This is a genomic window from Aestuariibius sp. HNIBRBA575 (genome assembly GCF_040932005.1).
Taxonomy (GTDB): domain Bacteria; phylum Pseudomonadota; class Alphaproteobacteria; order Rhodobacterales; family Rhodobacteraceae; genus CANLNM01.
In genome coordinates this window covers 3,053,372-3,065,643 of record NZ_CP162414.1, presented here as the reverse complement: position 1 = coordinate 3,065,643, position 12,272 = coordinate 3,053,372, and the positions used below count along the sequence as shown (strand labels likewise).

Genomic DNA, 12,272 nt, shown 5'->3' with positions numbered 1-12,272 from the left:
TTTGACAGACTGGGTTGTTAGCGGATCGAATCCTGCAGCATTGTTGCGATCAGGTCGGCCGCCTTTTCCCCGTGGGTCATGGGCAATTCGTGCCCCGCCCCCGCGACGGTTTCATGCAGCGCCTTTGGGTTCCAGCGGGCCAAAACCCCCATCGCACTGATGGGAATAACCCGATCTTTGGTCCCCCAGATCGCCAGAACCGGAATGCCTGATTTGGCGATACTGCGATGTTCGGTTTCCTGAATATCCATCAGCATTCCACGTCGACTGGACAATATGGCGGGCAGGAATCCACGGCGTTTAAGTTCATGCAATTGCGTGGCTTTCTGATCATCAGATGTTGGGCCGGATTTAATCCCAGCGCGCAGGCGTTTGGCCGCAAGCAAGGCATGCAACCAGTCGCCAAACCCGGGGATGCGGCGACAAGTGGCGCTGAATTGGCTTTCATTGGCTTGAATGCCCGCAGGCGCAACCAAAATCACTTGCTTTACACGATCCGGATGTTCCGCAGCAAAGGCCGTGGCGATAGATCCCCCCATGGAAAAGCCCATAAAGCTCAGATCTTGGGTCAGGTTTTCATGGGCCAGCAAATCGTTCAGCTGTTGTAGGAAAAAATCACGGCCCTGCCGACCGGGGGCCGCATCCGAAAATCCGCGCCCATATAGGTCATAGCTGAGGACGCGAAACCCCTGATGGGCCAGCCCATTTTCGATGTCTTCCCAAACTGGGGATGGGGTCGATAGCCCATGAATGGCAATGACAACCGGGCCACGGGTTGGTCCAATCCAGCGGTAATGTGTGATGCCCTGACTGAGCCGGGCAAAGTCACCCGGCGCTTTGGGGTAAAGTTCGGCGCGAACCGGGCGGCGGCGTGTTTCCAGCAAGAAAGGAACAGCCACAACAGCGGCAAATATCGCAATCAACCAGAGCATTTAGTCATCCAAGTTTGAAGGATGTGGCGGCTGGTCATCAGGTCCAAATGTGCGCCACCTCCGTTTTTGAATAGGGTGATTTCATCATCCGATTGCCGCTGAAACAGATCCATTTGATAATAGTCGGCCACCACATGGTCGCGGGTGATGACCCCCTCGGCCAGCGGGATTTTCAATTCGCCAATGTGGTCCAAAACCGTGGTTCGGTTGTCGACAAAGACCCGGGATCGCAGCAACGCAATGTCGTTGGCTTCGCGCATGTCAGGGCGATAAGCCCCAATTAAATCAATGTGTTGCCCGGGTTTTAGCCACGCCCCATCCAAAATCGGTTGGGTGCTCATGGTGGCGCTGGTCACGATATCGGCCTGTCCAACGGCGGTTTCCAAATCGGCAGCGATTTTTGTGCCGGGGAATTGCGCGGCAAATTTTTCTGCCCCACTGGCAGAGCGGTTCCAGATGGTGAACTGCGCGTCGGGGAACAATTCGCCATAGGCGGATCGCAATGTGCGCCCCACGGTTCCCGCCCCCATAATGAGGATGTTTTTGCTGTCTGGGCGCGCCAGTTTTCGCGCGGCCAAGGCGCTGTCGCCTGCGGTTTTCCATTTGGTGACCAGATGGAAATCTACGATGGCTTCTAGGGCGCCATCCTTGTCGGAAAAAAGGTTCACCGCGCCGCCAATCATGGGTTTGCCATTGGCGGGATTGCCGGGGAAAATCGTGGCGCATTTCACCGCCAGACCCAGCCCGGGTATCCATGCAGATCGGTTGAGCAACGTGTTGTCGTCTTGGTACAAAAAGACGTCGTCGACTGTGGCGGGGGGCAGGGCGTGACACGCCTCTAATGCGTCCGTTAGACCGGTCCAGGTCAAATGCTGATCGGTCGGGTCAAACGGAACAAAGGTTGTCATTGTGCGTTTTCCGGTGAGAGCAGCCCCTCGGCGACCAAGCGATCCGCCCATTTTTGTGGCGTTTCAAACAGATGCGTTTGCCAGCCCCGCGCGTCTGCGGCGGCGATGTTATCGGCGCGATCATCAGCAAAAAGCAGGCTTTGTGGTGGCAGGCCGCAATCGTCTTCGACTTGTTTATAAATATCCGCAGATGGTTTGGTGATGCCCATATGGCCCGAAATATAGCGCCGGTCGAATTCCTCTAAAAATGGATATTCCCGTTCGCCAATCGCAAAGGTCTGAATGCCAAAATTACTAAGCGCAAAGACCGGGACATTCGCGCGCCGTAGGGCCCGCAATAGACGGACCGAATGGTCCATCGCCGGGGCGGCCATTTCGATCCAGCGGTCATGCCACATCACAATTTCATCGTGCCACTGGGGGGTTGCGTCGGCCTGCGCCATCACGGTGTCGCGAAAATTTTCACCCAGGTCGACCCGTTCGTTCATGCCATGCAGATCGACCTCTGCGAACATTTTTTTGCGGCGCGCGGCCCCGATAACGGAATCATAGAACCGCTCTGGTTGCCATTCGATCAGCACGTTTCCGATGTCAAAAATGACGGCTTGGATACTCATAGGTCCCTCTTTATTTTGTTCAACTCGCGGTCCAGCGCGTCCAGAAACCGGGATCTGTCGGCCTTGGTGAACCCTTTGCCACCGCCCTGACGAAACGGATCAGCGGCGCGCAAATCCGCCATCAGGTCGCGCGTGGCGAGTACATTGCCGATATTGGCTTGGGTCAAGGCTTCGCCGTTATGTTTCAGAACCCGTGCGCCGGATTCCACGCATTTTGCCGCCAATGGGATGTCGCCGGTGATCACGACATCACCGGGCCCGGCGCGGTCTGCGATCCACATATCGGCCACATCGGGACCCTCTGGGACGATCACGTTTTCCACCAACGGGTTCAGGGATGGACGCAATCCGCCATTGCTGACAATCGCCATGGCGACCTTGTGGCGGGTGCCGACTTTTTCGACCTCAGCTTTGACCGGGCAGGCATCTGCGTCCACATAGATCGTCACGAATAAAGCGCCTCTGCATGGAAGGCGATGTGATCCTCGATGAAGGTTGAGATGAAGAAATACGAATGATCATAGCCCTTTTGCAGGCGCAATGTCCCCTGTTGACGGCGCGCGGCCATGGCGGCGGCAAAGGAGTCTGTGCCCAGAAGGTCGCCGAATTGATCATCGGTGCCGGTATCAATCAACAGCGGTCCGTCGAAACCTTTGGATTGCATCAACAGCGTGGCGTCATGGGGTTGCCATGTCGCTTCGTCGGTTCCCAGATAGGCGCTAAACTGTTTGCGGCCCCAATCGGATTGGGTGGGGTTACAGATCGGCGCAAAGGCAGAGGCAGACATGAACTGACCCGGCAGGCCCATCGCCAAGGTCAACGCGCCGTGGCCGCCCATGGAATGGCCTGTGATGGATTGGCGGTCGGTATCCACCGCAAAATTAGCGCCCAAAATGCGCGGCAATTCATCGGCAACATAATCCCACATGTTGAAATGTTTGGCCCAGGGATCTTGGGTGGCATTGACGTAAAACCCGGCCCCCTGACCCAGATCATAGGCGTCGTCATTGGCCACAGTTTCACCCCGTGGTGACGTGTCAGGAAACACCAAAGCGATCCCTTGTTCGGCGGCCCATGCCTGTGCGCCCGCCTTGGTCATCGCGTTTTCGTGCGTGCAGGTCAGCCCCGACAGGAACCACAGCATTGGTACTGTGCCCATTTGCGCCTCTTCTGGCAGGAACAGCCCAAATGTCATGTCCCCCGCACAGGCATCAGAGCGATGGGAATAGACGCCTTGAACGCCTCCAAAACACTTATTTTCGGAAAGGGTTTCCATGGGGGTCTCCAATTAGGTTCGTCTGGTAAATCCATTTACCTAACGGCTAGCTTAGCCTGTCAGGCTTGTCACCCATGCAATGACCATCGACACAGTGATAATGCTGATTGCCGTGGAAATCAGGATCGACGCGGAAACGCGTCCCGGGGCGACGTTATAGTGCTGTGCCATGATATAGACGTTGCCCGCGACAGGCAGAGCGGCAGCGGCAATGACCACGCCGGCCTGATAGGGGGCGACCGGGAAAATCATCAACGTGGCGATCGCAATGGCGGCTGGGTGCAACACCAATTTGGCGAATGTCAGCCAGAATGGGATCGCGATCCGGTCGGCGGTGATGGTGGCCAAGGATGCCCCAATGGCGAACAAAGCGCCGGGCGTGGCCGCGGCCCCCAATATCGTCACAAACGAATTCACCGGCGCCGGGATGGGCAGGCCGGACGCCGAATAAAGCAGGCCTATTGATGTGGACACAATCATCGGGTTTTTGATCAGGCCCAACCCGATGCTCTTGAAAATGGCGGGGGACATGCGGCCATCGCGTGACCCCGTGACCAGGATTACAACCAGTGACCCAAACACGATCAAATCAATGGCCAGCGCGATCATCACCGGCCCGATTGCGGCGGTGCCCAGCAGCAGGACCAGCATCGGAATGCCCAGAAACCCGGTATTGCCGATTACCGCGCATTGGGCCTCAAATGCGACCTCGGCGGTGGTGAGCCCGCGCATGAACCCAACGATTGTCGCGATCAGATAAATGGCGATGCTGCCACTGAGATAGGCCAGCACCAGCGGCCAGCTCCAGATTTCGGCCAAGCTGAGATTGGCCGAAAATTTGAACAACATGGCCGACAAGGCAAAGTAGAACACGAACCGGGTCAGATAGGCCGTGGCCTGCGCCGGGAAAAAGCCGGTCACGCCCGATCCATAGCCAAGGCCGATCAGCGCGAAAAAGGGCAATGTCTGAAGGAAAATATCCAGCATGACACTGCCCTAACACGTTTGTTTATCGAATAAAACGGCCTAACCAGACCCGATTAAAGCACCAGCCGCGAACACCAATGCACCGCCCAAAACCACCTGAAAAACGGCCCGGAAAAACGGGGTTTCCATGTATTTGTTTTGGATCCACGCAATTGCCCATAATTCAACAAACACCACGATCAACGCGATGATAGTGGCGGTCCAAAAGTCGGTGATCAGATAGGGCAGCGCATGGCCCAATCCCCCAACCATCGTCATGATACCGCTGGAAAATCCACGTTTATAGGGTGATCCACGACCGGAAATTTGCCCATCATCGGACGCCGCTTCGGTAAAGCCCATGGAAATCCCGGCGCCCACAGATGCCGCCAATCCAACCAAAAACGTGGTCCACGTGTCATGGGTCGCAAAAGCAACGGCAAAAATCGGGGCCAAAGTTGACACTGACCCATCCATCAAACCTGCCAAACCCGGTTGCACCCATGTCAGCACAAATTGACGATGGGCGGTGGCGTCTTCGTCATCGCGTGCAACGGAATTTAGACTGCTTTGCTCCAGTGCAATCGCTTTGTCTGAATGACCCGCTTCGGCGGCGGCTAAATCGCCCAGCAAAGTGCGTGTGGCGGCATCCGTGGTCTGTGCGGCTGCGGCGGTGTAGAACCGCTCGGCGTCCTTTTCCATCAACGTCGCCTCTTGGCGGATACGTTCCAGGCTGAGGTTTTGCATCATCCAAGTGGGGCGACGGGCGTAATACCCCGACACATGTTCGCGCCGGATCAGCGGGATAATGTCGCCAAACCGGTCCTGATGCAGCGCGATCAGGCGTCGCCGATGGTCGTCTTCTTCGGCGGCCATCCCATCAAAAACCAGCGCAGAGGCCGGGAAATCATCGCGCAGCTTTTCAGCATAGGTGCGATAGATCCGGGCGTCATCTTCCTCTGACGAAATGGCCAGCGCCAGAATTTCTTGCTCAGACAGGTCTTTGAACCGTTTTCGGCTGGCAAATCCGGGAATCATAGGTTGGGTCCTATTGTTAGAATAATTCTAAGTTAGTGATTTCTCGCTCAGAGGCAAGGCGAAAAGTGAACTAATCAGTTCAACTCCCCTTGAAAGATAAAACTAAACTGTTTAGTTTATAATCATCAACCGATTCCAAAGGATCAAACCATGAAACCGATTTTTGCCGCCTTCGCCTTGTCTCTGACTTTTGCTGCGGGAGCCGCCAATGCCGGGGGACTGATTAACGCTTTCCCGACGCTCACTTATCCAGAGCCACAGCCCATCGTCACGCAAGATTGTGTTGACATGACCAGCCTTGGTGCGCCGACATGTTTGGCAGATGACGCAAAATAACGTTGCGGCCCATTCACGGGTTGGACTGTAATTATCTTGCTGCAACTAAACCGACTTGTTTATAGACGACCCACACAGGAGGAACTGAATGCCAGACGGAACCACGACCGAAGTAAAACGAGGGCGCAAATTTGATCAGGTGATCGAAGGTGCCCGCGAAGTTTTTATGCGCGATGGTTTCGAAGGCGCCAGCGTCGACGACATTGCCAAAGCGGCCGGTGTCTCTAAGGCAACGCTGTACAGTTATTTCCCCGACAAAGGTGCGCTGTTTATGCAGGTCACCAAAACCGAATGTGAACGTCAGGCGACAGATGTGTTGGAATCTGTCGATCTGACGGCTGCGCCGCGTGACGTTCTGACAAATATCGCCACCCAGCTGGTCGATTTTTTCTGCTGCGATTTCGGCCAAGAAACCTATCGCATCAACGTCGCTGAATCCCCAAGGTTCCCAGATATGGGGCGGGCGTTCTACGAAATGGTTCAGGTGTCGGTGATTGGACCGCTAAAGGCCTATTTTCAAGCCGCGATCGACCGCAATGAACTGGCCATAGAGGACTTGGATTTGGCCGCTTGCCAATTCGAAGACCTGTGCCGGTCACAGTATTTCATCCGGCTGATCATGCAGGTTCAGGATCACGTCACCCCAGAAGAACGCGAACGGGTTGTGGTATCGGCCGTGGATATGTTCCTGGCGCGTTACGGCAAATAACCGGATCGACAGCACGCTCACAATTTGCGACGCTGGCGTCATGAAGAATCTGACAAAATTCCCGTTGATGTTGATCTGCGCACTGGGCGTTGCCGCCTGCGCTGGGATGCAGCCAGACCCCATCGCGCCACCTGTCGCGCAGGATACCTGCGACGCACAAAGCTATGTCGACTATGTCGGGCGGGATGCGACGGATTTGGAACGTGTTTTAATCCTGAAACCGGTCCGCATCATTCGCCCAGAAACTGCCGTGACGATGGATTTCAGCGCAGAGCGTTTGAATTTTCACATCGACAGCGCCAATCGCATCATACGGATCACTTGCGGCTAAGGGACTTGATTTACACGCATTTGCGGCGCAAGCTGTTGGTATGAATGTGCAAAACTCTTCGCCGTTTCCACCCGCCAAGCCAATCGTGGCGTTTCACCGAACAGAATTGGCGCCGATCCTGTCGTTGTATGGGCGCATGGTCGCCGCCGGGGAATGGCGCGATTATGGGATTTCTTCGCTCAAGGATCTGGCCGTGTTTTCAGTATTCCGTCGCACGGCTGAGTTTCCATTATATCGCATCGAAAAGCGACCCAAATTGCGGCTTCGACAGGGGCAATATTCGGTGGTGACGATGGAAGGTCAGATTTTGAAACGCGGCGATGACCTGAAACAAGTGCTGCGGGTGTTGGAACGCAAGCTTATCCGAGCGGTAAAGTAACCCGCTTGCGCGCCGTGATGTGGCCGTCACCTTGCGCGGCGATCCGGGCGATGGCTTGGGCGACATCTTCGAATTCGACCGCCATATGAAACGCATTGGCATGGATCAATCGGTGTTCATCCACAACCATGGCCACATGTCCCTTCCAGAACAGCAAATCCCCGCGCATCAGCGGAATACCTTCGCCAAATTCGGTGCCAAACATATCCTGTTGCAGGTCGCTATCCCCCGGACAATCCAACCCACAGGCGATAAACGCGGCCTGAACCAGCCCCGAACAATCAATACCCGCGCTGGAATTTCCGCCCCATAAATAGGGTGTGCCCAGCAGCTTTTCTGCTTCAGAAACGGGATCGATTGGCGGATCAGATAGCGGGGCCAAATGATGTGATGGGATGTAATGCCCGTCCAATGTGCGCGTGAACCGGCCCTCTGTGCCTTGGGCATGAATACGCGCGCCATAGGTCAAAACAATCGGCTTTGGCGCTTTGAAATCGGGGCGGTCAAAGGCAAAGGTAGCCCGCACCTGAACCTGATCAGTGGGGTCGATCCACAGCCCCAGCGCGTAATCCGGGACATATCCGACATAGCCACCGCGATCGGATTGACCAAAGGCCTGACCATTGATGCGTTCCAAAACACGGAAACGATCCCCGTGCACCAATTGCCGATCAAGCCCGGTTTGCGCGGGGTCGCACCGCAGATCTGCCAAATCTGTAACGATGCGGCACATGTCACCCTCAATGAAATGAGGCGCATCAACTTGGCCCTGCAATTCCGATGCCGCAAATCGTGCATTTGCCGCCAACAAACGGGAATCGGTCATAGTTTTAACATGTCTGGCAATGCATCCAGCAGCGCCCGCGCGCCCATTCCAACGCCGCCCTTTGGACGGGCCGGGGCTGCGCTTGGGTTCCAACCGTAGATGTCAAAATGCATGTAATTTGTATCGCTGGTAAACCGACGCAGAAACAATGCCGCGGTGATCGATCCGGCAAATCCACCCTTTGGCGCATTGTCCAAATCCGCGATCCCCGGTTCGATCATCGATTCATACGGGGTGTGAAATGGCATGCGCCAAACCGGGTCAGCGGCCTGTTTTGCGGCGGTTTCCAGCGCGGCAGCATCGCTGTCATTATCCGTATAATATGGCGCCAAATCGGGGCCAACCGCCACACGGGCCGCGCCGGTCAATGTGGCCATGGATACCATCAAATCAGGGTTTTCTTCGGCCCCTAGCGCCAGCGCGTCCGCCAGAACCAGTCGCCCTTCTGCATCTGTGTTGTTGATCTCGACGCTCAGACCTTTGCGGCTGGTCAAGATATCACCGGGGCGAAAGGCATTGCCATCAACGTTGTTTTCAACGGCCGGGATCAGGACACGCAGTTGCAAAGGCAGGTTCAGGGCCATGATCATATGCGCCAGCCCCAATACGGTTGCGGCCCCGCCCATATCCTTTTTCATCAGGCCCATCGACGCGCCGGGCTTTAGGTTCAAACCGCCTGTGTCGAAACACACGCCTTTGCCTACCAAAGTCAGGGTGGGGCCCGTTTTGCCCCAGTGCAGATCGATCAGGCGTGGCGCGTTTGGGCTGGCCCGGCCGACCGAGTGGATCAGTGGAAAATTGGCGTCCAATAAATCGGCCCCGGTGGTCACGGCGATTTCTGCGTTGTGGTCCTTGGCGAGGTTTCGGGCGGCTTGTTCTAGCTGTTGGGGGCCCATATCTGCGGCGGGTGTATTGATCAAATCCCGTGTCAAAAATTCGCCCGCAGCGATCGCCTCTATCCGGGGGGCGTCAACATTTGCGGGGGCAACCAGACGGGCCTGCGCCTGTGGTTGGGTGGCATATCGATCAAATCGATACATCTGCAACAACCAACCCAGCGCGGTTTCCGTGGCAAGTTCATCTGAAAGGTCCCCGGTTAATTCCCAGTCCCCGGCAGGCAAGGAATTTGCAGCACTTGCCGCAGTAAAGCGACGCCTTGCAGCGGTTTCTGGTGCACCCAGCCCGACAACCGCGCCTGCAATCGCGCCTGTTTCGCTTTGCAAAACCAATGTTTCGCCGGCATTGCCTTTGAACCCGTTCGCCTGCACCCAGTTTTGAGCGTGCAAAGGCAACGTGCCGGCCACAGCTTCAAGCGTGTCTGGCGTCACCAGATAAAGTGGATAAGAGGTCGTGGATTTTGGGGCGAAAACTGGGGTCATTGTGCAATCCGATAATGTGTCTCTCCACATTATTGCGCCCAATTGCGACCGCAAGAGGAAAGCGATGCTTAGGGCATAACCGAAACGTCCCAGATTTCCGTCAGGGACCGGTCAGTCACACGTGTCAGGCGCGCAACGGTGGATCCCAACGCAACTGCATCGTCACTCAGCGCGCAATCACGCACATCTTTGGCGACCTGTGACACGGCGCTGAGGCCAATTTGATCGGCTACAGCGATCATTCCTGCCGCTGATTCCCCGAGCCTGGCAAAGGTACAGGCCCTGTGGTTCTCCTCTACGCGTTGCAATTTACGCGCTAAATCTTCGACTGCACGGCAGATGATTTCCTCTGCCTGATGGGGCCCTTTATCCGCGAATAAACGCGCCAAAGGGGCTGGATCAAACGCCAAATTGTCTCGGGGTTGAACGACGCTCAATCCGTCGAGATTTGGGTGAATACCAAGTATATGAATTGCTGCCTTTTCCATGACTTAGGCATATCGCAAACACGGTTTTCAAGTGATGAAGGCCGGGCGACGAAATAGCTCGAAAAACTTGAAAATTGAAGGTATTAACCACGGCCAAGAGAAGCGAACGGAGAGAGACATGAAAAACGCGCGGCCATTGCCTGCCTATCTTGCAAAGCGGTATCACGGTTGGAAAGCCACCTCGCATGCGGAAAATGCCAATTGGTTCAGACGGTTAGCAAACGAAGGTCAGCGCCCACGATCCATGGTGATTTCGTGTTGCGATAGCCGTGTTCATGTAACGTCGATTTTTGGCGCGGATCAGGGCGAAATTTTTATTCACCGTAATATTGCGAATTTGGTGCCACCCTATTCGCCGGACGGGGCGGCGCACGGCACGTCAGCGGCCATCGAATATGCGGTGACGGCGCTCAAAGTTTCGCATCTGATCGTTCTGGGGCATTCCAGCTGTGGCGGCGTCGAAGGCTGCTATAACATGTGCGAAGGCAAAGCGCCGGAACTGGAAGAGAAAGAGAGCTTTGTCGGGCGTTGGATGGACATTCTGCGCCCCGGATATGATCGCCTGCCAGAAGGGGATGATACCATGCGCAAATCCGCGCTCGAACGTGAGGCGGTTTTGGTGTCTTTGGAAAACCTAATGACATTCCCCGATGTCGCGGAACGTGTGGCCGATGATCGACTCACTCTGCATGGTGCATGGAACGACATCGGCGAAGGTGATCTGGAATATTACGACCCAGAACGAAACAAGTTCGTTCCAGTCTAATTTGTTGGGTTGGGTCGTCTATTTAGGATTCCCCTTAATGACGGCCCAGGCATCCCTTCCGGTTTCCGTTTTTAGATCCAACTCAAACGCGGGATCTGCTTTGGAAATTTCCCGCACCATGAATTCGCGTAGCACCGTGCCGGGCGTTTCACCGTTTTCTGTGCACATGAGCCAGAATCGCTGTGCGAGGTAATCCGGGCAGTTAAACTGAAAGTCTTTCAATGGCATTCTCCCGCTCTCTTATGAGAACGGGATAATGCCTAGAGGTTAAGGACCTTTTACCCCTTGCGCAAAACTTCGCGACCAAGGAGTTCTGCGATTTGCACCGCATTCAAGGCAGCCCCTTTGCGCAGATTGTCCGACACGCACCATAGGTTCAGGCCATTTTCAACGGTCGAATCCTGACGGATGCGGCTGATAAAGGTGGCAAAATCACCGACACATTCGATCGGGGTCGTATAGCCGCCATCTTCGCGTTTATCGACAACCATGATGCCCGGTGCTTCGCGCAGGATGTCGCGGGCTTCGTCTTCGTCAAGGAAATCTTCGAATTCGATATTGATCGATTCTGAATGACCGACAAAGACCGGCACGCGCACACAGGTCGCGGTCACTTTGATCGATGTATCGACGATTTTCTTGGTTTCGGCGATCATTTTCCACTCTTCTTTGGTGGTGCCGTCTTCCATGAATACGTCGATATGCGGGATCACGTTGAACGCGATCTGCTTGGTGAATTGCTGGGGCGGTTTGTTATCGGTTGGGTTGTAGATCGACTTGGTCTGATCCCACAGCTCATCGATACCGTTTTTGCCCGCACCGGACACGGATTGATAGGTGGACACAACAACGCGTTTGATTTTCGCGCGATCATGTAACGGCTTTAGGGCCACCACCATCTGTGCGGTCGAACAATTCGGGTTCGCGATGATGTTTTTGTTGGCGTAATCGTGGATGGCCTCTGGGTTTACCTCAGGGACGATCAGCGGAATGTCGGGATCATAGCGATAAAGCGACGAGTTATCGATCACCACACAGCCCGCAGCCGCTGCTTTGGGTGCGTAGATTTTTGTCGCATCAGAACCCACGGCAAACAGCGCGATATCCCAACCGGTAAAATCGAACGTGTCCAGATCCTGGGTTTTCAGGGTGGTGTCGCCAAAGCTAACCTCGGTTCCCAATGATTTCCGGCTTGCCAAAGCGGCAAGTTCATCAACTGGAAACTGGCGCTCGGCCAAGATATTTAGCATTTCGTGGCCCACATTCCCTGTGGCGCCCACGATGGCGATTTTATAGCCCATGGATCTACTCCTTTGAATGG

General features: G+C 55.3%; 17 protein-coding genes. 5 read left to right on the top strand and 12 right to left on the bottom strand.

Features of this window, described 5'->3' with window-relative positions:
• Nucleotides 1-17: 17 nt before the first annotated feature.
• Genes AB1F12_RS15450 through mbfA form a run of 7 tightly spaced genes read right to left on the bottom strand, consistent with a single transcriptional unit; the run spans nt 18 to nt 5,737 of the window.
• On the bottom strand, nt 18-932 hold the full coding sequence (locus tag AB1F12_RS15450; protein ID WP_368185256.1) for an alpha/beta fold hydrolase: 915 nt from the start codon (nt 930-932) through the stop codon (nt 18-20).
• Complete coding sequence (locus tag AB1F12_RS15445) at nt 920-1,840, bottom strand: ornithine cyclodeaminase family protein (protein ID WP_368185255.1); 921 nt, start codon at nt 1,838-1,840, stop codon at nt 920-922. Before AB1F12_RS15445 ends, AB1F12_RS15450 begins: the two co-directional genes overlap by 13 nt.
• On the bottom strand, nt 1,837-2,457 hold the full coding sequence (locus tag AB1F12_RS15440) for an HAD family hydrolase (protein ID WP_368185254.1): 621 nt from the start codon (nt 2,455-2,457) through the stop codon (nt 1,837-1,839). Before AB1F12_RS15440 ends, AB1F12_RS15445 begins: the two co-directional genes overlap by 4 nt.
• Nucleotides 2,454-2,906 (bottom strand): YaiI/YqxD family protein, encoded by a 453-nt coding sequence (locus AB1F12_RS15435; protein ID WP_368185253.1) that lies wholly within the window; start codon nt 2,904-2,906, stop codon nt 2,454-2,456. Before AB1F12_RS15435 ends, AB1F12_RS15440 begins: the two co-directional genes overlap by 4 nt.
• Nucleotides 2,903-3,733 (bottom strand): S-formylglutathione hydrolase, encoded by an 831-nt coding sequence (gene fghA, locus AB1F12_RS15430; protein ID WP_368185252.1) that lies wholly within the window; start codon nt 3,731-3,733, stop codon nt 2,903-2,905. The genes AB1F12_RS15435 and fghA overlap by 4 nt, the downstream gene beginning before the upstream one ends.
• 51 nt (nt 3,734-3,784) lie before the next feature.
• On the bottom strand, nt 3,785-4,720 hold the full coding sequence (locus AB1F12_RS15425; protein ID WP_368185251.1) for an AEC family transporter: 936 nt from the start codon (nt 4,718-4,720) through the stop codon (nt 3,785-3,787).
• Between the two features lie 39 nt (nt 4,721-4,759).
• Entirely contained in the window at nt 4,760-5,737 is a 978-nt protein-coding gene (gene mbfA, locus AB1F12_RS15420; protein ID WP_368185250.1) for an iron exporter MbfA, read from the bottom strand.
• A gap of 150 nt (nt 5,738-5,887) precedes the next feature.
• Here mbfA and AB1F12_RS15415 point away from each other — a divergent pair, with 150 nt between their 5' ends.
• The 4 genes from AB1F12_RS15415 to AB1F12_RS15400 all read left to right on the top strand — a co-directional run bounded on the left by AB1F12_RS15415 (nt 5,888) and on the right by AB1F12_RS15400 (nt 7,492).
• Entirely contained in the window at nt 5,888-6,073 is a 186-nt protein-coding gene (locus AB1F12_RS15415) for a hypothetical protein (protein ID WP_368185249.1), read from the top strand.
• 88 nt (nt 6,074-6,161) lie between these two features.
• Nucleotides 6,162-6,782 (top strand): TetR/AcrR family transcriptional regulator, encoded by a 621-nt coding sequence (locus AB1F12_RS15410; RefSeq protein WP_368185248.1) that lies wholly within the window; start codon nt 6,162-6,164, stop codon nt 6,780-6,782.
• Nucleotides 6,783-6,822: 40 nt separating this feature from the next.
• Nucleotides 6,823-7,113 (top strand): I78 family peptidase inhibitor, encoded by a 291-nt coding sequence (locus AB1F12_RS15405; RefSeq protein ID WP_368185247.1) that lies wholly within the window; start codon nt 6,823-6,825, stop codon nt 7,111-7,113.
• A gap of 40 nt (nt 7,114-7,153) precedes the next feature.
• On the top strand, nt 7,154-7,492 hold the full coding sequence (locus AB1F12_RS15400) for a DUF2794 domain-containing protein (protein WP_368185246.1): 339 nt from the start codon (nt 7,154-7,156) through the stop codon (nt 7,490-7,492).
• Here the strand turns inward: AB1F12_RS15400 and AB1F12_RS15395 are convergent.
• From AB1F12_RS15395 to AB1F12_RS15385, 3 genes are all read right to left on the bottom strand, one after another.
• On the bottom strand, nt 7,473-8,318 hold the full coding sequence (locus AB1F12_RS15395) for an NlpC/P60 family protein (RefSeq protein WP_368185245.1): 846 nt from the start codon (nt 8,316-8,318) through the stop codon (nt 7,473-7,475). The genes AB1F12_RS15400 and AB1F12_RS15395 overlap by 20 nt on opposite strands.
• Nucleotides 8,315-9,697 carry a M17 family metallopeptidase gene (locus AB1F12_RS15390; protein ID WP_368185244.1) on the bottom strand — a complete coding sequence of 461 codons (1,383 nt, stop codon included), beginning with the start codon at nt 9,695-9,697 and terminating at the stop codon, nt 8,315-8,317. The genes AB1F12_RS15395 and AB1F12_RS15390 overlap by 4 nt, the downstream gene beginning before the upstream one ends.
• Nucleotides 9,698-9,765: 68 nt before the next feature.
• Entirely contained in the window at nt 9,766-9,939 is a 174-nt protein-coding gene (locus AB1F12_RS15385) for a hypothetical protein (RefSeq protein ID WP_368185243.1), read from the bottom strand.
• 364 nt (nt 9,940-10,303) lie between these two features.
• Between AB1F12_RS15385 and AB1F12_RS15380 the strand changes: the two genes are divergently transcribed.
• Nucleotides 10,304-10,951: a carbonic anhydrase gene (locus AB1F12_RS15380; protein WP_368185242.1), complete on the top strand. Its 648-nt coding sequence runs from the start codon at nt 10,304-10,306 to the stop codon at nt 10,949-10,951.
• Between the two features lie 18 nt (nt 10,952-10,969).
• Here the strand turns inward: AB1F12_RS15380 and AB1F12_RS15375 are convergent, their stop codons facing one another.
• A complete protein-coding gene (locus AB1F12_RS15375) occupies nt 10,970-11,179 on the bottom strand; it encodes a hypothetical protein (protein WP_368185241.1) in 210 nt (69 codons plus the stop codon).
• A 50-nt stretch (nt 11,180-11,229) separates the two neighbouring features.
• Nucleotides 11,230-12,252: an aspartate-semialdehyde dehydrogenase gene (locus AB1F12_RS15370; protein ID WP_368185240.1), complete on the bottom strand. Its 1,023-nt coding sequence runs from the start codon at nt 12,250-12,252 to the stop codon at nt 11,230-11,232.
• Nucleotides 12,253-12,272: the final 20 nt, after the last annotated feature.

What these genes read in the sequence shown, in the direction of transcription:
- AB1F12_RS15425 (WP_368185251.1), bottom strand. Translation starts at nt 4,720, where the DNA reads ATGCTGGATATTTTCCTTCAGACATTGCCCTTTTTCGCGCTGATCGGC.
- AB1F12_RS15385 (WP_368185243.1), bottom strand. Translation starts at nt 9,939, where the DNA reads ATGATCGCTGTAGCCGATCAAATTGGCCTCAGCGCCGTGTCACAGGTC.
- AB1F12_RS15410 (WP_368185248.1), top strand. Translation starts at nt 6,162, where the DNA reads ATGCCAGACGGAACCACGACCGAAGTAAAACGAGGGCGCAAATTTGAT.
- AB1F12_RS15380 (WP_368185242.1), top strand. Translation starts at nt 10,304, where the DNA reads ATGAAAAACGCGCGGCCATTGCCTGCCTATCTTGCAAAGCGGTATCAC.
- mbfA (WP_368185250.1), bottom strand. Translation starts at nt 5,737, where the DNA reads ATGATTCCCGGATTTGCCAGCCGAAAACGGTTCAAAGACCTGTCTGAG.
- AB1F12_RS15405 (WP_368185247.1), top strand. Translation starts at nt 6,823, where the DNA reads ATGAAGAATCTGACAAAATTCCCGTTGATGTTGATCTGCGCACTGGGC.
- AB1F12_RS15415 (WP_368185249.1), top strand. Translation starts at nt 5,888, where the DNA reads ATGAAACCGATTTTTGCCGCCTTCGCCTTGTCTCTGACTTTTGCTGCG.
- AB1F12_RS15375 (WP_368185241.1), bottom strand. Translation starts at nt 11,179, where the DNA reads ATGCCATTGAAAGACTTTCAGTTTAACTGCCCGGATTACCTCGCACAG.
- AB1F12_RS15440 (WP_368185254.1), bottom strand. Translation starts at nt 2,457, where the DNA reads ATGAGTATCCAAGCCGTCATTTTTGACATCGGAAACGTGCTGATCGAA.
- AB1F12_RS15390 (WP_368185244.1), bottom strand. Translation starts at nt 9,697, where the DNA reads ATGACCCCAGTTTTCGCCCCAAAATCCACGACCTCTTATCCACTTTAT.
- fghA (WP_368185252.1), bottom strand. Translation starts at nt 3,733, where the DNA reads ATGGAAACCCTTTCCGAAAATAAGTGTTTTGGAGGCGTTCAAGGCGTC.
- AB1F12_RS15445 (WP_368185255.1), bottom strand. Translation starts at nt 1,840, where the DNA reads ATGACAACCTTTGTTCCGTTTGACCCGACCGATCAGCATTTGACCTGG.
- AB1F12_RS15370 (WP_368185240.1), bottom strand. Translation starts at nt 12,252, where the DNA reads ATGGGCTATAAAATCGCCATCGTGGGCGCCACAGGGAATGTGGGCCAC.
- AB1F12_RS15400 (WP_368185246.1), top strand. Translation starts at nt 7,154, where the DNA reads ATGAATGTGCAAAACTCTTCGCCGTTTCCACCCGCCAAGCCAATCGTG.
- AB1F12_RS15395 (WP_368185245.1), bottom strand. Translation starts at nt 8,318, where the DNA reads ATGACCGATTCCCGTTTGTTGGCGGCAAATGCACGATTTGCGGCATCG.
- AB1F12_RS15450 (WP_368185256.1), bottom strand. Translation starts at nt 932, where the DNA reads ATGCTCTGGTTGATTGCGATATTTGCCGCTGTTGTGGCTGTTCCTTTC.